General features: G+C 57.3%; 13 protein-coding genes. 8 read left to right on the top strand and 5 right to left on the bottom strand.

The genetic code is table 11. From position 1 onward, the window contains the following. Positions 1 to 74: 74 nt before the first annotated feature. Entirely contained in the window at positions 75 to 2009 is a 1935-nt protein-coding gene (locus EPL04_RS13015) for a tRNA-guanine transglycosylase (protein WP_167599473.1), read from the bottom strand. A gap of 142 nt (positions 2010 to 2151) precedes the next feature. Between EPL04_RS13015 and EPL04_RS13010 the strand changes: the two genes are divergently transcribed. Genes EPL04_RS13010 through queC form a run of 3 tightly spaced genes read left to right on the top strand, consistent with a single transcriptional unit; the run spans position 2152 to position 4128 of the window. Beyond that, positions 2152 to 2619: a 6-pyruvoyl trahydropterin synthase family protein gene (locus tag EPL04_RS13010; RefSeq protein WP_134671668.1), complete on the top strand. Its 468-nt coding sequence runs from the start codon at positions 2152 to 2154 to the stop codon at positions 2617 to 2619. Positions 2620 to 2625: 6 nt separating this feature from the next. Continuing rightward, on the top strand, positions 2626 to 3405 hold the full coding sequence (locus EPL04_RS13005) for a 7-carboxy-7-deazaguanine synthase QueE (RefSeq protein ID WP_134671667.1): 780 nt from the start codon (positions 2626 to 2628) through the stop codon (positions 3403 to 3405). A 12-nt stretch (positions 3406 to 3417) separates the two neighbouring features. Next, on the top strand, positions 3418 to 4128 hold the full coding sequence (queC, locus tag EPL04_RS13000; protein WP_134671666.1) for a 7-cyano-7-deazaguanine synthase QueC: 711 nt from the start codon (positions 3418 to 3420) through the stop codon (positions 4126 to 4128). Positions 4129 to 4158: 30 nt separating this feature from the next. Here queC and EPL04_RS12995 read toward each other — a convergent pair whose 3' ends face one another. Continuing rightward, complete coding sequence (locus EPL04_RS12995; RefSeq protein ID WP_134671665.1) at positions 4159 to 4335, bottom strand: ribbon-helix-helix domain-containing protein; 177 nt, start codon at positions 4333 to 4335, stop codon at positions 4159 to 4161. A 322-nt stretch (positions 4336 to 4657) separates the two neighbouring features. Here EPL04_RS12995 and EPL04_RS12990 point away from each other — a divergent pair, with 322 nt between their 5' ends. Genes EPL04_RS12990 through EPL04_RS12970 form a run of 5 tightly spaced genes read left to right on the top strand, consistent with a single transcriptional unit; the run spans position 4658 to position 13599 of the window. Further along, a complete protein-coding gene (locus EPL04_RS12990; protein WP_134671664.1) occupies positions 4658 to 7423 on the top strand; it encodes an alkaline phosphatase family protein in 2766 nt (921 codons plus the stop codon). Between the two features lie 9 nt (positions 7424 to 7432). Beyond that, complete coding sequence (locus tag EPL04_RS12985) at positions 7433 to 8191, top strand: hypothetical protein (RefSeq protein ID WP_134671663.1); 759 nt, start codon at positions 7433 to 7435, stop codon at positions 8189 to 8191. 1 nt (position 8192) lies between these two features. Next, positions 8193 to 8513 (top strand): hypothetical protein, encoded by a 321-nt coding sequence (locus tag EPL04_RS12980; protein ID WP_134671662.1) that lies wholly within the window; start codon positions 8193 to 8195, stop codon positions 8511 to 8513. Continuing rightward, the gene (locus EPL04_RS12975; protein WP_134671661.1) at positions 8510 to 12361 is read left to right on the top strand and encodes a hypothetical protein; all 3852 of its coding nucleotides are present in this window, start codon (positions 8510 to 8512) and stop codon (positions 12359 to 12361) included. Before EPL04_RS12980 ends, EPL04_RS12975 begins: the two co-directional genes overlap by 4 nt. Then, the gene (locus EPL04_RS12970) at positions 12358 to 13599 is read left to right on the top strand and encodes an ATP-binding protein (RefSeq protein WP_134671660.1); all 1242 of its coding nucleotides are present in this window, start codon (positions 12358 to 12360) and stop codon (positions 13597 to 13599) included. Before EPL04_RS12975 ends, EPL04_RS12970 begins: the two co-directional genes overlap by 4 nt. Positions 13600 to 13650: 51 nt before the next feature. Here EPL04_RS12970 and EPL04_RS12965 read toward each other — a convergent pair whose 3' ends face one another. From EPL04_RS12965 to EPL04_RS12955, 3 genes are read right to left on the bottom strand one after another with little or no spacing between them, the layout of a single operon-like run. Continuing rightward, positions 13651 to 14517, bottom strand: a complete 867-nt coding sequence (locus EPL04_RS12965) for a phospholipase D-like domain-containing protein (RefSeq protein ID WP_134671659.1) — start codon at positions 14515 to 14517, stop codon at positions 13651 to 13653. Further along, positions 14507 to 16219 carry a hypothetical protein gene (locus tag EPL04_RS12960; protein WP_134671658.1) on the bottom strand — a complete coding sequence of 571 codons (1713 nt, stop codon included), beginning with the start codon at positions 16217 to 16219 and terminating at the stop codon, positions 14507 to 14509. The genes EPL04_RS12965 and EPL04_RS12960 overlap by 11 nt, the downstream gene beginning before the upstream one ends. Next, entirely contained in the window at positions 16216 to 19551 is a 3336-nt protein-coding gene (locus EPL04_RS12955; protein WP_134671657.1) for a DEAD/DEAH box helicase, read from the bottom strand. Before EPL04_RS12955 ends, EPL04_RS12960 begins: the two co-directional genes overlap by 4 nt. Between the last annotated feature and the right edge of the window lie 74 nt (positions 19552 to 19625).

Here is a 19625-nt window from a genome sequence, read left to right as displayed (position 1 = left end):
TGATCAAGGGAGCAGACCGAGACCTAATCAAACTATCGACTGAGCAGGCATATACCCCGGCGGTCTCCAGCGGTTCAACGATTTCTCGACTCACACTCCCCGTCGATACTGTCAAAATACCCGACGAGTTCGTCGATGTTTTCGCCGCGGAAATGCTCGGTTAGCTGGAGGGCTCGCGGGTCGGATGGATATATCTCACCCCGGCCATAGCGGGTGAACGCCTCGTCGATAGCACGGCGGTAGGCTTTGCTCGTCGTGTAGGCCAGGATGTGGTCGAACTGCTCACCAAACTGGTCCAGGTACTGGGCAAGCCGATTCGCAACGAGTTCGGCTTGGTCGTCGTCCGCAGTGGTGAGGACATATTCGTAGCTCATCACCGAATCCGCCTCCTCGAACTCTTCTGGCACAGGACCGTACAACCCTGAGACGGATATCTTGTGGAACCGGTCCCGGTACTCCTCAAGCGGAGAGAGTACTGCCTGCTGTGTTCGAGAATCTGAGTAGGGTTTCTCTTGGCTACATGGCAGAATCAGCAGGACATTTGCCTCGCTTGGCGGCTGGTAGTTGTTCTGCTGGAGGATGTTGAAATCGTTGGGGCCGTGCTTCAACGAGATGGTCCGTTTCTCCCGTGTTGTGTCTTCAACGCCTTCGAGGAAGCCAGAGAGTTTGGTCTGGAACGTTTCGGCGTCCGGTCCCGCAACGAGTTCCTCGTAGCCGATGTCGGCCAACTGTTCGCGGAGCGCCGGGTTGTGAAGCTGTGCACGCTTCAATCCCTTCTCGACGATGTTCTTCCCCTGAGCGAACTCCGCCACGAGTTCAAGCAGTTTGCCGTCATCAATGGCGTCCCGCACAGCCTGCATCTGGCGACTGTACAGCTCGAAGTTGTGATGTGCTATCTGTGCGTAGTACTCGCTCTTGTAGTGCTTGCCGTGCTCCCCCTCGATACGTTGGTAGCTGACATCGGACTCTAACAGGGCATGCCGCATATCGTCGAAGTAGATATCCTGGCACGCCTGACAATCGCAGTATTTCTCGTCCCAGTCGCTCAACTTGGTCCGCTGCCACGTTTCCGGGTGGATGAAGCTCTTGTTGCGAGCTGCTCTCAGGTAGTTCGAGGAGTCGAATGTATCGACGCCGAGGAGAGAGAGCAGTGGACAGAGCCGGCCGCTAATACCGAAGACGTGGAGCGCGATATCGTCGTACCGGTCCTCCGGTATCGCATCCCTTGCACCTTGGACGATGTCGACGAGGACATCCGGCGAGTTGCTGAGCGGGACAAGTGATCCAAGCGCAAAGCCCTCGAACGCTTCATCGAGTTCCTCAGCCCGGTCCAGAAATCGGCTCACGTACCAATTGACGTCCTCGTAGCTATGGCCGTGAATTGCGACGTAAACGGACGGTGTCTTGTCGACACCCCATTCCTCAAGCTTCTCAGCGTCATTGAGCAGCTGTAGACATTCGACTGCGTTGTCGATACTCCGCTCCATTCGCTCGGTGGCCTCCTCCCGGTTCAGGTTCTGGGGAATCGGGAAGTCCAATGTTGCGACGATATCCGCGCCGTAATCCAGCTGTAACTTCAGGATGCTCTCTGGATTTGTGTAAATACCCCAATCGTTCTCGCTCCCACCCTCCTCCGGCGGCTGTCCGAACGTCGTTGAGTTCATCAGCTTGAACCCGCCGGAGTCGACAAACAATGGCTGCGTGAACCCTGGCTCGACGTCGCTCTCCTCGAAGTGCTGCTTCAACGACTTCTTCCGCCACTCCGCCAGGTTGTCCGGGGTAAGGTTGTAATCCAAGAACGTCATCGTCTGGAACATGATACCCTGGACGGTGTCACTCTGGAAGAGATGGCGACGCGTGTACCGCCAGATGCCGCCTGATTTTGGTGTAGTTCCTCCAATAAGGTTCGCAACAGGGAGAAGCGCAGGGGTCTGAATCTGGCCCGCAGGCGTGTCTATAACGCCTCGGCGACCATATTCATCCTTTTCGAGCGTCCTGAATGCAGACATTAAATACCTGTGTAGTACTTCTGTGTGAGACCTCAATTAACCCTCCGCTCTCCGAACTGTCATATCCGGAACTAATCTGGCTGGGAGAGGCTACCTTCAGCGAGTGGTTCAAGTTTAAGTATGACCCCAGTAATCTCTGAGTATGGCTCAACGTGCCCTCAAAGAACACTCCTTGCCCTCACAGGATCTTACAGAGGACGAACGGACCCTCCACGTCGGCCAGAACCGGCCGATCCGTATCAGTACAGGCCACCGTATCCTACACCACGACGGGAAGTGTAGTCGCCCACACGGCCACAACTACGCGGTCACTGTCGTAGTGACCGGAACCTTGACCGAGGACGGCTGGGTGGTCGACAAAGGCGACATCACCGATATTATCGCTGACTGGGACCACCGGTTCCTGCTCGAACAAGGCGACCCACTGATCGAGGCGTTTGACACCAGCGGGGACAGTGATGCCGTCGTCGTCTTGGACCAGCCACCGACAGCCGAAGTGATGAGCCTCGTCCTCGAACAGCGTCTCCGACAGGGCTTACCCGATACCGTGAGCGATGTCACTGTCAAAGTACAGGAGACCGGTGAGCTCGCAGCTGGCGGCCCACAGTAACAGCACATGCCGGTCAACGCTGATACAGATGTCGACGGAAACCTGGACGACGTGGACACGGAGGAGTCAATCCCGATCAACGAGTTGTTCTACTCGTTACAAGGTGAGGGAAAACTGGCCGGTGTGCCGAGTGTCTTCATCCGGACGAGTGGCTGCAATCTGCGGTGTTGGTACTGTGATTCCTACCACACCAGCTGGGAGCCGACTCATGCCTGGCTCGACCTCGAGTCCGTCGTCGACGAAGTGAAAGACCACGATGAGGCAGACCACGTCGTGGTGACCGGCGGTGAACCACTGATCCACGATGAGACAGAGGAACTGCTGGACCGGCTCAGTGCCGCCGGCTACCACACAACGGTCGAAACCAACGGCACGATTTACCCTGACACGTCGATCGATTTAGCGAGTATCAGTCCCAAACTCGCAAGCAGTACACCGACTCCGGAGAAGGATCCGAAAGAGGACGGCCAGTGGGCGGATCGGCACGACGAACGACGGACGGACATCGATGTCCTGTCTCAGTTGGTTGAGGACTACGAGTTCCAGTTGAAATTCGTCATCACGGATCGGGACGATATGCCGGAGATCAACCAGCTGGTTGACCGGCTGCGGACGTCGACAGATGCTGTGGTCTGTGATTCGGATGTGTTGTTGATGCCGGAGGGCGCGACACGGGAACGATTGAACGAGACGCGGGAACTAACTGCAGAGGTCGCCCTGGAGCATGGCTACCAGTACACGCCTCGGCTCCATGTCGACCTCTGGAACGACGCACCAGGAACATAGAGACATTCAACGATGACGAGTGCAACCAACGAGAAACGGAACGGAGCTGTTGTCCTTGTATCGGGTGGTATGGATAGTGCGACGGCAGCGTTCGAGGCGAAACACAGGAGTCATGACCTGTACTTCCTCCATACATCGTACGGCCAACAGACCGAAACCAAGGAGCTCGACTGTGCCCACCAGCTTGCCGAACGGATGGATGTCGCGGACTTCCTCCACATCGAGACCGACCACTTAGCCCGGATCGGGGCCTCCAGTCTGACCGATGATAGCATCGACGTCAACGAGGTTGATCTCGACAGCGATGAGATTCCGTCTAGCTATGTTCCGTTCCGGAACTCGAACCTGCTCTCGATGGCGGTTTCGTACGCCGAGGCGAACGACTGTGAAGCGGTCTATATTGGAGCTCACAGCGAGGACTACTCAGGGTACCCGGACTGCCGGCCCGAGTTCTTCGATGCGTTCCAGCAGGTCATCGATGTCGGGACGAAACCGGAGACCTCGATTGAGCTGGTAGCTCCGTTCGTGGATTGGAGCAAGACGGATATTGCGGAACGCGGCCTCGAGTTGGATGTGCCGTACGAGGTGACGTGGAGCTGTTACCGAGATGAGGCACCGGCCTGTGGCACCTGTGATGCCTGTGCCTACCGGCTTAAAGCCTTTCAGGAAGCCGGTGTCGAGGATCCGATCGAGTACAAGGAACGACCGAGCTACAGCGACTGACCACGGCTATCCTCTTGGGAGGAGAACGGGTTACTCGTCAGGCTCGAGGCGGCCGTGCCGTGCATCGATCTCATCGAGCATATCGAGGGTCTTCCGGATCGAGGCTCTGATAGCGTCACTGCGGTTCACGAATTTCTTGTCATCGCCGACGTGCTCGTCAAGGTCTGCGAGGAGCTCATCGGGAATCTCCACGCTTATCTTGGCCATGCCGGAGTATTCTCCTGGGAATACTTAATTCCCGGATCCAAGTGGTCGAGAACGGTGTCAGTCGTAGGTGTCGTGGAGATCGAGGTCACCTGTCTCACGAGCTGGAGGACCGAGTCGACCGACTAGAAAACGGGTTCGAGAGCTTCCGACAACAGGTGCTTCAGAAAGTCGATGGATGAACGTTGTCCCAGTCAAGACCCAACTTCTTGACGGCCCCAGCTCAGAATCCGGTATTGTTATTTTATTTATCGATGTTGGACGCGCAGCGTGGACCCGCCACGTTGGAAGCATTAAGTGGGGCGGTTGAGAATGTACCGTTTAGATGAAGGAAGCTCTGGAACAGTCTCTTGAGGATTCGTTCGATTTCACCGCGTTCCAACGTCTCATTGGGACGCAGGATGCGATCACGGACGAGGCGGGGAAGATCCTCTACGTGCCGACTGACCTCCCAGTCCCGTTCGATAAACGGGTACTCAGTGCCATCGTGGACAGTGACGATGTCCGTGTCCTGTCGATGCCGGTCGATGAATGGGAGTTCCAAGAGACAATCTACACCGGCATCGAGTACCTCGTGGACAACGACGGGGACGGGACTATCGTATTCTTTTGCCCTCGACCCCTCGTTGACAGCATTCAGGATATCCCCGGTACAGCGTTCGTCCATTTTGACCGCGTCCAGCTTGACGACACGACCAGGACCATCCGTGACGCCTTCGAACGTGGGGCCGGCACCGAACCGCGGCCGAGCACCATCGATGACCTTGCAGAGTTCACGTTGCGGGCTTTCACCGCGGCAGCGACAGGTGCTGAACTCAGTCCGACACACATCCAGACCAGTACTGATGACCGATTGGACGAGTTCTACATTCCCTATGAGACCCTTCCGTCGGTCCCGACAGCTGTCCGTGAGTTCTTCCTCGACAGTATTGGAATCCCCACTACCGAACTGTTCGACAGCCTCGACCCAGCGGCCCAACAGAACGTCTACACGACCCGGCTCCTGGCCACGTATGGCGACAGATTCGCCCAAAACGAACCTAAATACCATGTAGCAGCCGAAATCCAAGGGCTCGACCCAGAGCTTCAGCACCTGTACCGAGCCCTTGTCATCAAATGGCTGGCCCAGCGACGGCTGTTCGATTCCACCCTAACCGAACTTGCCACAACAGCGTTGGACCGGGACGTCATCGATACCATCCAAGCAAGCTACCAACAGATCACCGGCCAAGATACGGCAGTCAACATCCAAGAACCAGGACACGCCGCAGAAACCCTGACCCAGCATTTCGGCATCCTGTTCCACACCGTCGACGAAGACGAGTTCACCGACCTCGTTAACACGGTACGGGACCAACTGTCGAGTGACAGCCAGCAAATCGAGGACTACGGACCGGACCAGGCACTCAACACTATCGAGAAAGTCGATACCCTGCTCAACCTCCTCGCTGAGGTCGCACTCATCAAACACCCCCGTTTCGTCAACGCAGCGTTCCCAGAAGACCGCTGGACGGATATCTTCGAACAGTTCATCCACGTCGCCTATGAGAACGACCGGGAGGACCTGCTCGACTACCGGTACCTGACCGCACTGAACCAGGCTCGCAAACAGGAACTCCGTGAACGCGAAGCCGAAGACCTTGCAGAGGACATCCGCACACTAGAGGTAGACTTAGACACGCTGCCCCACTTCCTCGACCAGTGGACCTCGTTCCTCGCAGACACGCGGGATGACGAACCGGTCTCGGATCTCCTGCAACAAGAGCTGATCGGCAAGTACGACAGCTACTGTGCTGAACTCGTTGACCGGTACGACGAAATCGTCACCGACGACAACTGGCTACACCTCTCCGATCTGCTCACGGAACCAGATGATGACAGGGTCAAACTCACCGTCATCCTCGACAGCGTCGGATACACCGACTACCTGCTCCTTAACCAGTTTGGCTTCCTGACCACGGAACCTGATGACGTCGACCTCGCGTTCTCCAACATGCCGTCATACACGCCTTCCGCTATCTCGACTATCCTCACCGGACTTCCTGCCGAAGCCACCGGTATCTACAGCTGGCAACCCCGGCACGGTGACGACATATTCGATCTCCAGCACAGCAGCTACGATCCCGACGCCTTCGACTTCATCGAGGAACGTACCGAGAACGATTTCCACCTCATCCAGCGCCCGCAGCTCAATTCCTCTGGAATTTCCCGGTTCGCTGACCAGGTCGCCGATATCCGGTTCTCCTCTGATCTCAATATCGAAGCCGATCACCTGGACGCGGTCCGGAACGGGTTCGTGGACGAAGTCGAGAGCACGTTGAACGAACGGCACCACGTCCTGAACAACGACGATGTTGACCCAGAAGCACGGGCAGCACAACGGTCCCACATCGTTCTCTACCTGGAGGACTTCGACAAGATTCTCCATGAAATGCTCTCGTTCGCAGAGTTCGAGAACTACTACAACACGCTCGGCAACTTCCTCGATGCCCTCCTGGAGGACCTGCGAGAAGCTACAACGATCATTGAGAACCCGGTTGACATCGAGGTCATCTCAGACCACGGAAAACTCACCCGCTACGAGATGGAAATGATTCTCAACGAACGCCCTGAACATGAATTCACCCAACAGATGCTGACAGAGACTGTCCCGCTCCAGCACGCCTACCGCATCAATTTCCGCGACGCCGAGTTCACGAACCGAACCGACCTCCAGTTCGTTGCCGTGGCCACCGACGACAGCGACCCACCAGTAGACCGAATCCGTGCATTACTCACCGAGGAGGATGCTGACGGCGTCAGTGACGATACACTCAGGGACGTGACTGAGAAAGTCGAGTATCTCCAGTCAGGCTCCAAATTCGTCTACGGCTGGCGTACAGACAGCGATGCCACCTCGATCAGTGACCTCCGACAGTTCGACAGCGTTGATACCCACCAGCCACGCGGTGACGGTATCTTCGACCTGCCTGATATCGGACTGCTCTCCCGGTACGATATCAAAAACAGGAGTGGCCACGACCACGGCTACCACGGCGGGACCTCGATCAGCGAGATGGCCGCCCTCCGCCTTACATACCAAGACGCCTGACTACCAGCTATGCCAAAGACTATCCCCCGGATCGGCCGGCAAGACCTGCTCAAGGGTATCGAAAAGCTTGCCCAGATCGTCCACTTCCGCGGCGAGCTCACCGAAGACGAACTCCGCGACGAAATGAAGGCGATCAACCGCGACAGAGATTCCAAACTGTTCAAATCAATCGATGGCTGGCTCACGTTCACCCTGCAAGACGAGAACCGGTCCATCGAGATCCTCAAACAGGACAACGACCACATCGAACTCACCGATGAAGGGTTGGACCTGCTGAACGCCCCTGACTTCCGCGTTGCAGCATTCCACTTGTTAGAACGCAAATCACGGACCAACTTCACCTACTTCCACACTCTCCTCCAGGAACTCGACCGGAAGGTCCAGGCCGGCAACTACGATATGGGAACCGACCTCGCGGACACCGTCAACACCTTGATGAAAGACACGGTCAGCGGGAACAAGGTGACCGCAGGAGCGATAGCGTGTTTCCTCCGTGACTTCGAAATCGTGGTCGAAAACGACGGTGAATGGCAGATTGACCCTGCCCAGTACACCTACTTCCGGGGTGAGGACGAAGACATCGTTGAGGACATCATCGCGGAACATGGCAACCGCATGGACCGTGCGGAGCTAGAACGATTGCTCACATTGGATTTCAAGTGGACCGGGAAACAAGTCGATACCATCATACAACAATTACAGGACCAGAATCGGGTGGCAACGGACCGATACGAAGGCAAAACCGTGGTCGAACTGGTCACAACTTAACATGAGCATCGTCCGCAACGTCTTAGACCACCTGGACCGGGCCGGCAACGATATCGCTATCGTCGGAATCGACGATGTTCACGCCGAGTACGGGACTGTCTTCGAGTTCACCACGGAGGTTCAACGCCGCACCCCGAACACGGACTACGACACCGAGTTTCTCCGTCCACGCGACCGTGATGAGGGCAGTGGCGATAAGATCATTCTGATGTCGAATCCTGCCCGTATCACGGAGCACAACGTGCTAGATACAAGGATTTACATCGTCGAGCAGACAAACGACCTGAAACACAAACTCATCAAATACCGGATCAATACATGACAGTAGAGGAAGCTAAAGAGGACGTCGTCAATATCCTCGACCGACAGACGATCAAACGCGTCCGACGCGAGTGCGAGCGACTGGCCCGTGAGAAAGACCTCCCCGAGTTCGAAGCATTCCTCGAGGAAGGCACCCACTTTATCCTCACCGACAAACGGGCCGACATCCTGCACGGCGTCCACGACGGGTTAGCCAGCAAGGACAGTCCCGGTGTCATCCTCCACGGAGCCTACGGTTCCGGGAAGACCGTGATGATGGAAAACATCGAACTCCTCTGTGACTCAAGTCAGGAGTTCGGCGGCCACGAGTTCAACCAGCTCCACTACGGGGAGACACCGATCGACTGCATCACGATCAGCCTGGAACAGAACGATACCCCGACCGACTTCCTCTATGCCATCTTTCAAGCTCTAGTCGACCACAGCGACAGCGTCGACACAGACGATTTCATCGCCATCTTCAACGACCGGAAGATAAACCTGACAATCGAAGATTTCGATGACACGCTGCCGCCCAGTCAGCGCGAGAACCTCATCGATCGGTTCGAGGATCCGGACTCCTTGGAGGACATCGCCCGCGTCAGTAAATCCCTGACCGCCGGCGACGCCCACAAGCCCATCACCTGGTTCACCACGTACTACCTGGACCGCGAAGACCGGTACCCCGCCCTGTATATCGACGAGTTCGAACAACTCTTCCGCCAAGGCGTGGATCCGGGCGGAACCTACCGCCTCAAGGCAATCATCCAGAAGATGATCCGGAACGCCGTCTCCGGCTTCGACGACCTCGATACCCCGCCGTACATCCTGTTCGCGAACACGCTCTCCCTCGACGAACTTACGGACCGGTTCAGCGCAGAACGAGACCTGATCGACCGCATCACTGAAAGCGTCAGCTACAATATCGACCTCTCAGAGGACGAGACCAAGGAACTGTTCGCCAAACTCTACCGCCTCTACGTCATCCCGCTTCTTGCAGACCGCGACGGCGATGCCCAAAGGTGGTACGACACCATCGCTTCAACGGATCGCGGCGATGACGGCTACGTCTACCCCTTCACCGAAGACACCCTTGATTTCGCCTTGAGCATCGTCCAGAAGTTCGAAGACGAAACACAGGGGGAAACAGTCGTCCGTGCCTTCCGTGACTACAAACGCATCCTGATCGCGTTCCTCGACCACTGGAATGGCGAGGGCCGCATCGACCTGGACTTCCTCTACCAACACGGTGACGACGTCCGTGAACAGCTCCGGGGGCAGGTCGAACGAGTAAATCTCGATGAACTCCCCGGCGAAGGCAGCATCGAGGCCACGATCGAAGCAGACTACGATACCGCCACGAGGATCGACCGCCGTATCCTCCGCCAAGTCGCCAAGGTCGGTATCCTCGAGAAAGAGGAACGTCCGGTCTATTTCACCGCCGAGGAGATCGCCGACATTGCAGGCACCATTGAACTCCAGATCAGTGAGGACGAGGCTGAGGATCTGATCGGTCGTGCTGCCGGCGGCCCTGAGTACTTCGAGCAAGAAGAGGGGCGTCTCGAATTCGATCCGAACGAACTGACTGGGACAGCAGTTGGTGGGGGCGAACTTTCCCTTTCCGACCAAGTGGGCGAAGCCATCGATGACTTGGACTTGGCGGACAAGAATCTGGTACAGCTCTGGGCGGCGATGCGGGAGCACCGCTTCCCGGATACCGCCTTCGAGAACCAGCAGAACCAGTTCCTCGTCTTCGATACCGAGGGAGACCTCAACTACACGTCCAACGTCTATTTCACTGTCGCCCCGGACGAACTGCCGGAACAGCTCCAGGCCGATGTCGATGACGAAGCACTCCACATCGTCATCCGGTTCGGACGGGCGACCGACGGTGATCTCCCGGCACGGTTCTACGTCACGGAACGAAACGGCCGGGCACCTGATATCACAGACACAATCGAGACAAGCCTCAATCAGGAACTGGAGACTCATTTCGACGAGGACAGCGGCTACTACGATCTCATCGAAGCCATCCGGCAGAACAACCCACGGTTCGGTGATGACGATTATGAAGCCTATGTGATGTTCCTGAAGCTGTCCCTTGCGTCGCTGGCAGGGGAGGAGCTTCCCGAAGATGTTGGTGTGCGGACTGCTGACCAGACTAGCTTCTCGATCATCCAGACGGTCGACAGCAGCGTCACCAACATCGCCGGGGGCTATCCCCGAAGCAAACTCGGGTTCAACGAGTCCTACACCGGTAAGAACTATCTCAACCTCGTCTACGGGATCAAACACTTAGACCTCGAAGACGACCTCATCTTTGACAACCCCAACCATCCTCGGATCGACGTCCAATCGTTCGGCCGTGTCAGTCGGTCACGGGAGGCTGGCGATGAGTTCCGCGATATCGTCAGTTCGTTCGCGGAACATGAATCGTTCATCCAGGAACGAGACACTGGCGAGTACGACATCGTCCCCCAGTTCAGTAGTTACAGCTCTGTGCTGGACACGATCGAATCTCACCTCGATGACGACGGACTTGACTTCGATGAGATACTTGAGCTGATCTTCGGGACCACCGAGGTCGAAAACGTCACCAAGGCGATGGTCTACCTTCTCCTGATCCTTGGCCAGTACTGGGACGATTACAGCTGGGTCTTCGAGGACGACAGTGAGACGACCATCATTCCCGCTGATGTCCGGATCGAAACACAACGTGACCAGACGCGGCGCAAGATCGGCCGGGCCATCGAGATTGAAATCCTGGACCAGGCGAAACAGGACACCCCTGACAGCGATCCGGTGGAAGCGCTCAAAGACAAGTACGACAGCGTGGAGGATGCCGATGCGGCGGAGCTGGATGAACTCCAAGGTGAGGTCGACGCTAACTGGGATTTCGACTTCCAGACCGTTGATGAGTCACTCCGTGAGATCGTTGCGAACGATGTGTTTGCTGATACGGAGGTGGCGACGTATGCGAACACGGTCCGACCACTCGGATCAATCGACCCCGAGCTCCGCTACCTGATCCTTGACGACCTCGACCACGTCGTCACCCAGGTCAAAAAAGCAGCGACAGTGCTGGAAAAGCAAGAGGATCTAGAACACCTCACCACGAAGCTGGACTGGTTTGGTATCGATCCCGATCTCCAGTCTGAGGACCTGGACATCGAGTGCATCACCACAATCGAGGAGTTCTGGGAGACCCACCAGGTTGAACGGAACATCGAAGATGCAGCAGTCGGCGATGACCTTGACGGATATCTCGACGGCGATATCCAACTCTCTCGGTTGTTCGATATGCTCCAAAGCAGGCGAAAAAGCATCGTCCCCCAGGTCGACACCTACGACGCTGAAGACGACAAAGACGCTCTGGATGATGACTTGGAGTACGTCAAAGGCGAGCTGACCGACGCCATCGAGGAGGAACAGGAGACGGTGTCCGCAGCAAAAGACGAGTTAGCAGAGTACCGCGACCGGATCCCCGGTGAGTCCAGCTGGCTGCGACGCGGCCAAACCTATCTGGACAACTGCGAGACCGAATTGGAGAGTTCACCTGCCCAGTTCGACCACGACCAGTACGGGGACTACTGGGAGCAGTGGGAGACAGCCCGCACCAACCTAGAAAAAGAGGCATTCGGTGAAGACGAGTTCGAAGAAACCGTCCGGAAATACGATCCCGATATCGAGATAGACGTGGTCGAAGACGCTACCGAGGACGGTCTCTCGGACAGGTTCACCGAACTGGATGATGATGAGTTCCAGCAGGTGATCGACGGATTACGCGGGTCGACAACGGCTGCCGAGGAACTAAAGCAGTCCCTGCTAAAGATACGTGTGAAAGCTGAACTCACCGGTGACGAATCATGATTATTGGCGGGGACAAAGAAGAGCTATCAGCCTATCTTGGCCGCAAGTTCGACAGTACCGATGAGCTCGGTGAACAGGTCCGCCTTGATCTCAACGAACCCCATATGGTCACCGTCTGTGGGAAACGCGGCTCCGGGAAGTCCCATACCCTGGGTGTGATGATGGAGGAACTGATGACCCTGCCCGCCCAGGCTCGACAGAACCTGAATGGCTTGGTCATCGACGCGATGGGGATTTATTGGAGTCTCCAGGTCCAGACACCAGACACGGATCTCCTTGATGGCTGGGATATCTCTCCCAGAGAGTACCCGGTCAAAGTCTACTATCCTGCCGGCCTCGAAGAGCAGTACGAAGAAATCCAGCAGTACTTCCACGAAGGCTTCGAGCTGTACCCCTCGGAACTCTCTGTCGAGGACTGGCTGTACCTGCTTGACATCGATGAAACCCAGGCACAGGCCGGGTTGCTCTCCCAGGTCATCGAACAGGCAGAGGAAGACTTCGGCCAGTACTACAGCATCATGGATCTCCTCGATAAGGTCGAAGCCTCGCCCGAATCTGCCAATATCAAAGACGCCCTTCACCGCCGTCTGGAGAAGGCCAAAAACTGGGGTATCTTCAGCTCCTCCGGCTCGAAGATCGAGGAAATTGTCGAGGGCGGGGAATTCGTCGTCCTCGACCTCTCCGGTGCCGGTGCTCTGCCGTGGAACGTCCGTACTATGCTCACCGGCATCCTCGTCAAAAAGATGTACAACAAGCGGAGCTTTGACCGCAGCCGGGAAGAGGTCAAGAAAATCAAAGGCGAACACACCGAGGTCAGCTTCCCGTTGGTCTGGCTGTTCCTTGACGAAGCACACTTGTTCGCGCCGTCGGGACATACCGAGCCCAGCACGGATCCACTCGTTGAATGGGTGCGGCAGGGCCGTCGACCCGGGCTCTCCCTGGTCATGGCCACTCAGCAACCCGGCGCACTCGACAACAGGATCCTCTCCCAGTGTGACACCCTCATCATCCACCGTCTTACTGCTGGTCAAGACTCAGATGCTGTCGGGGACAAGATCTCTGAACTCCACGACGCCCAAACCATCAGCCACTATATGCAACAGATTCCGAAAGAGCCGGGCTACGCTTACGCTATGAACGACGACGCCGAAACCATCGTCCCGGTCAAAGTCCGCCCCCGCAAAAGCTGGCACGCCGGCGAATCCGCCAAACTGGAAGAATTTCTCCCTGAATCGTAAACCAGTATCACTCTTAGTTCATATCCCGACTTTTCAGCGGACCAATTCCAATTACTGTATTTGCTCGTCGAGGTAGCCCCGGGAGACTGGATCAGCTTTAGTCCAAAAGAAATGGAAGAACTGATCCCAGAAAGCGACGTCGTCTTCGCGGGTGATGAGATAGCCTGCTTCACCATTGAGGTTCATAGAACTGTCCCGAACCTCGCCGCTGCCGATGTAAGCGAGGGAGTGGTCGGCAACCACCATTTTGGAATGGATACTCATATCCAGGGCTGAATTGCCTGGTCCGATCTGGTGATAGAAATCCCGTACCTCGATGAAATCACCGTTCGGTGCACGGCTCTGGTAGCGTTCGACGAGTTCGCGAAGAGCTTTCAGCTTCTTGCTGTGGAAGATACTGTCCTCATTCCGAGGGTTAAAGACCTCCCGAGTGAGGACGTGGAGGTGAACCCCGTTGTCCGCTGCTTCCAGAAATTCGTCTTCTAAGATATTGAACCCATCAAGTTCGAAAAACGGAACAGCAAGGTAGAGGTCATTATTTGCTTCCGTGATCGTACGCTGTAACGCTTGCTTGAGGGAGAACACCGGGAAATCGGCCGAGATGTCGTCGTTATCCCAGTCTGAACGGAGCGAGGAAGGGATACTGATGACAGCAGCCATATCGAAATCCAGTGGCTGCGGTGGCGTTTCCTCCGTCATCTCCCGGTACTGGGCGGCAAGCTCCGCCCGATCAAGCAGATGGTACGTCCCGGCGTCCCGGTCAAGGACATCGTTGCTGGCTTGTCGTCGGAGGTAGTCCTGCCCGAACAGGACTTCGTCCGTCCCCTCGCCGAACTCCGCTTCCAGCTCCGTCACGGTAACCTGGCCGTTTTCGAGGAGCTGGTTGAGGATCCAGATGTAGACGTCTTCACTCCTCATAGAACATCACCTCGGCTGCGCTCTGTCTGTCCAGCAAGGAGTTCGGAGGTGTGTAGCCCTGGACCTCATCGGTGATGAACGGGTGGCACTGTGCGTCATCCAGGTAGACGCAGGCGGGGCAGCTGTCATCGCAGTCCCGGGTGCATTCTTCGAGCATGTCGGCCACGCGGTGGAAGTACGAGAGCAGGATGCCGCCGTCGGAGTTGATGGTGAGCTGGGTGAGCCCGCCGGCCCCGACGTCGTCGCGTTCGACGAGGACGACCGCGCCATCCCGGACCAATAGCTTCGCTCCCAGGAAGTCCTCGAGCCCGGCTTCCTCGATGGCAGCTTTGTACAGGGCATGTTGGAGGGCGTGGAGGACAGGGACTAACCGGTAAGTCGTATCACCGATGAGGTCGCGGGAGTCTGCCTCATCAAGATCGGCGAGCTCGGCCTCCGCAAGCTCCTCATAGGTAACGTCCGGATCCTCCTCGCCGGTGGCTGCTGTGAGGAGGCGGTCCTCGTCGAATTTGAACACGAGGCAGCGACCGGATTCATAGGTCATGAAGGCGCGGCGGGCTCTGTTGTGCCCCGCGAACGTCCGTGCCAACCGGCCGGCCTCACCGAGATCGGTGTTGATCGAGGTGACCGTCGCTTCGTACCCGTAGACCGCGGTCGCACTGTCGACGTCTTGGACCGTGAACACTTCCTCGATGCCGAAGAGGTCACGAACCGTTGCTTGGCTCGGTTCGGCAAGGATGTCCAAGGTCCAGTGATACGGGTCGTCGGCTTGGTCACCGCGGCTCGCTGCCTGCATATCGTCGAACCGGATACCGCGGCTGCTGTACAGGTTGCTGAGGATGAGCGGCCGTGTGAGAGTCGCGTCCGCAACGATGGGGCGGAACTCTGACTGGACTTCCGGCTCGGCGTCGGTGGCGGGGCGGTGACAGTCCGGACAGTTGGATTCGAGACGTCGGCTGTAGGAACAGTCTGAGCAGTGGAAGCGGACGTCCCAGAGGCTGTCGGCTGTCTGGACGTGGAGATGCCCATTGCAGTCGTTTTCCGGGCATCGTACCCGGCCTGGATGGTCGTCGTCTAGGTGGAGTTCGGGGCTGGGATGTTCCATCCGCGCACACCGGGGACAGACAAAGACGTACGGGAAATTCTCCATCCTCCCCCCACCGTGTTGGTCGCACTGGCACGTCGGTGGTGTGTCGCTGTTGATCGTCGCACCGTCTAAGAGTTCGAAGTGGCCACAGTCCACACAGTGGAAGCTCCGTGGGTACGGGGCCATGACCAGCTCTGAATCCCGGGTGATCTCCATCAACTCGATGTCGTCCCGATCATAATCTGCTGTCTGGCCCGGGTCCGGCTGCCCGTCATCGTCGCCGTGCTGTGTGTCCTGGCCGTTTTGTTGGAACCGGTCTAAGGCGGATGATGCCCTTGACCCATCAGCGTCGGCCTGCTGATCGCCGTTGCCGTCACCGTCGTGGTCGTCGCCTACAGCATTGACTTGTTGTTGGTGACGTGCTTGCTCGAAGTACTGGTACCGCGCGGTGTCAAGGTCGGTGATCTGGTCAGCGATATCGTCCTGGAGCTGTTCGAGGTTGGTGATCGGGTCGCAGTTGTCGATGTCGATACACCGCATCCGGTGTTGGCCGGCGTACCGGAGCCGGCTGGGGTAACAGCTCAGCAGGGTCTGGTACGGGGTCGGTCCTGTCATGCTTGGTCACCTCCGGTCAGGGTCTCAGTACCCCACTCGATTCGTTCACTGACGTGGCCGGCGTCCGAGCCGCGGAGATTGAGGCCGTCTGCCCGGTTGCGTAGCCAGGTGTTGACGTTCTGGTCGGCGTCGTCGTAGGCTTGTCGCCGCCAGATACCTTCCTGGGTCTCGTAGCCGATGTAGGTCATAAGTCGTTCAGTCACGTTGTCCTCGATCTCGTGTTGCAGGTTCTCATCGAGATCGATTGAGTCCGGCACGAAAATGGTAAGCAGGTCATCAAGCACTCGCGTAATATGCGGATTTGAGCGGGGTTCGTCGGTGTATTCCATGATGTCGGCGAGTGACCCGATATCGTGTGGTTCCTCCTCGATGGCGAGTTCGATGGTGAGGAACGGGCCGAGGATACAGTCGAACAGTTCATCCGCCAGGTAGGGATTCGTCGGCTGGATCGCCGCCCGCTCATAGTAGTCCGTGATGTCGGACAGCAGGGTGTGGAACTGCTCGTGGATGTGGAGGTCCCGAGGGTTCGTCGGGAACAGGTGGATCGTGGCGTGGCCTGCTGCTGCGTCCCGTCCTGTCCGTCCGATGGTCTGCATCTGTTCGGACATCGATCGTGGCGCACCATACAGGATGAGATTGTTCAGCTCAGGGATATCGATCCCCAGGGAGATCACGAGATTCGCCAACACGACGGGTTCGGCGTCGAACTCGCCCATTCCGATGTGCCGACGCATCGCTTCCTTGCTTGAGTCACCAGAGAGGAACGGTGGGTCAAGCCGGCCGTCACTGATGTCATCGGCGAGGTCACGGATCGAGTTCTGGAGTGCCCGGCCCTCACTTTTCCTGTAGAGATAGCCCAGGATGAGCTCGTAGTCCGATGGGTCGGCCGGGACCGGGGTGCGGTCAATCTCCTGCTCCAGGTCCCGTCGATAAGTCTGGTCGGCAGGATTGTGGATGTCGTCGTAGGTCCGGACGATGCTCTGGCGGAACGACTCACGGTTGGATGAAGCAACCGGTTTGATCCCTAAGACCCGGTACCGCACCCGGTCTTCCATCGGCTCGAAGTACTCTCCGTGGTTGTCCTCCTCCGGGATGGCGACGACTTCGTCTTCCTCGGCCCGGAGCAGTTTGCGGATGTGTTCCAGTTTGTTGCTAATCGTGGCGGTCCCGGCATCGGCCGAGATACTGTGTTGGTGCCGGTCGATGGTTTCTGTCTCGCGGAGCCGGGACGCTAAGACCTCAAAAAATTCCATCATGATGGACATCCCGATTCCGAAGTGACCGGTGTACATATGGGTCTCATCGAGCACGATGTGCCCGACGGGCGAGTGGTTCGCACCGGGGCGGTCTGTCTCGGCCACCCGCCAGTCCACCTGGGTGGACACCCCGCATTCCGCACAGTAGATCCGGTTCCGGTCGTTCCGGACTCGCCATGTGTTCATATCGGTCAAGGCCCGGCCACACTCACGGCACTCGGTATAGGGCGCGCCGAAAAACGGGAGCGTGGAATACGTCGAGTGATCGGTATGGGTCTGCAGCGTCGGCATGTAGAAGATTCGCTCCGGAGTCCCGACGGCAAAGGAGGGCAGGTACTGCGTCGTCCGCTTGACATCGTAGACCCAGTCGTAGTCGTACCCACAGCTTGCACAGTGCGGATGCTCATAGTGATCGCCGCTTTTCACCTCGATCGAATCACTCCCACAGGAGTGACACCGAGGTATGTAATCGAGCATGTCCTGGGCTTCGAGATACTCGCGTTGATACGACCACTCGACCTCTTGTTGCCCGATACAGATCCCACAGTCCAAGTCCCGGCTGCTGTCAGCGAACTCCCGGAGCGCATAGGTGAAATCGATCACCCGTTCCATCATGTCCTCGTTCAGGATTCGCGTCGGGAACGGGAGGACGGCACGCGTATCTCGTTCTAGGACGACCAGTGCTGATGATGCGAAGTAGACGAGTGTTTTCCCGGCCGAGGTCGGTGCCTGAACGACCAGATTATCATCCCGGTCGTCCAACAGGAGTCGGACCCGTTCCTGGATCGCTGCCCACTGGAACGGATACAGCTCATCGCCGTTGTCACCCAGCCATTCGTTGACCGCCGCCAAGACCACCTTCAAATGGTAGAGCAGGGTGTCGTGGTCACGGAGCCTGTCCTGCTCCGCATCCGAGAGCTTGTCCATGCGACCTGGGAGGTCGGTGTCCTCGGCGATCAGATCTGGGATACTGACCCGGCCCGCGTTCCGGTGGCGCTGCCTGACGTAGTCGAAGACACCAAAAGAGGTGGAAAAGAAACTGTCCGGGTCGTCCGGTTCTTGGGTCAGGATACAGTCTCGCTGTGTGTACAGCCGCTCCACGGTATCGTGCGGTAATCCTTCGACAACGGGTTCGCCCGTGCTGTCTTCATCGTCGCCGAGTGCAGCCTGTAATGCATCCACATGTTGTTGCTGAGGGAACGGCGGCTCTGCCCCATCAAACTCGATGTGGGTGAACGGATAGTAGATGAACCGGGCTTTCCGCGTTGCTGCGGAGGCATCCTCAGAGGTCGGCGTGATATTGCTGTAGCGGACCGTCAAGCGGTGGTAGCCATCGTACTCGCGTGATGCTCGAAGATCGACATCAATCTGGCCGGCCAGCTCATGCCGTTCGTATTCGATATCAGCATCGCCGTGATTCGCCGAACCGAACGGTGTGTCAGGACTGCCATCGCGGTCGATATCCGTCGAGATGACCCTGTTGTCGTCGGCCGTCCACCGTTGGATCGTGGTCTCCTCCGCCTCAACAGTGAAGGGACGGGGATAGTCATCGAGCTCGTCCAGCTCGATCGTGTCCTCGAAGGTGAAATAGATCGATGGGGCGGCTGTGGCTCGTGGCCGGTACTCCCCGGCAAGGTCTATCTCCTCGTCCCCGACTGTTACGGTGAACAGGTTCTCCGGGAAGTTGCTGTAGAGGTTGCCACGGACGCTTGAATCCGCTTTGACCTGGGCAGCCTGGAACCCCCCAACCGTCAGATCGAGGGTGGTGTCCTCGAGGTCGTTCTCATCGATGAGGAAGGTGTATGAGTGACTGGAGGGATAGTCCCAGTTACTCCCTTCTTGCTGGGAGTCCGCAACGTCTTCTGGGACAAGTGCGTTTCCATCACTGGCATCGCGGAACCGTTCACCGACACGATAGGTGAAATCAGTCAGCTGTTCCGCGGAGATGTGATCGAGATACGTCGCATCTTCCGTATCGGGACGGAGGTGACTAAGCATCTCATCCAGAAACGCATCGGTGGTAGCTCCTGGACGGACGTTAACAGGCATAACTGGATACTCAAACCAGCGCCGCATGCGACCATAAACCTAATTGATAGCTTGGACGCTACTCGATACTGTGTGTCAATACTCAAATAATTTGGCGGCGG

The sequence above is a fragment of the Halorussus marinus genome (assembly GCF_004521895.1).
Lineage (GTDB): Archaea > Halobacteriota > Halobacteria > Halobacteriales > Haladaptataceae > Halorussus > Halorussus marinus.
The sequence above is the reverse complement of the archived record's forward strand: the minus strand, read 5'-3'. Positions and strand labels throughout refer to the sequence as shown.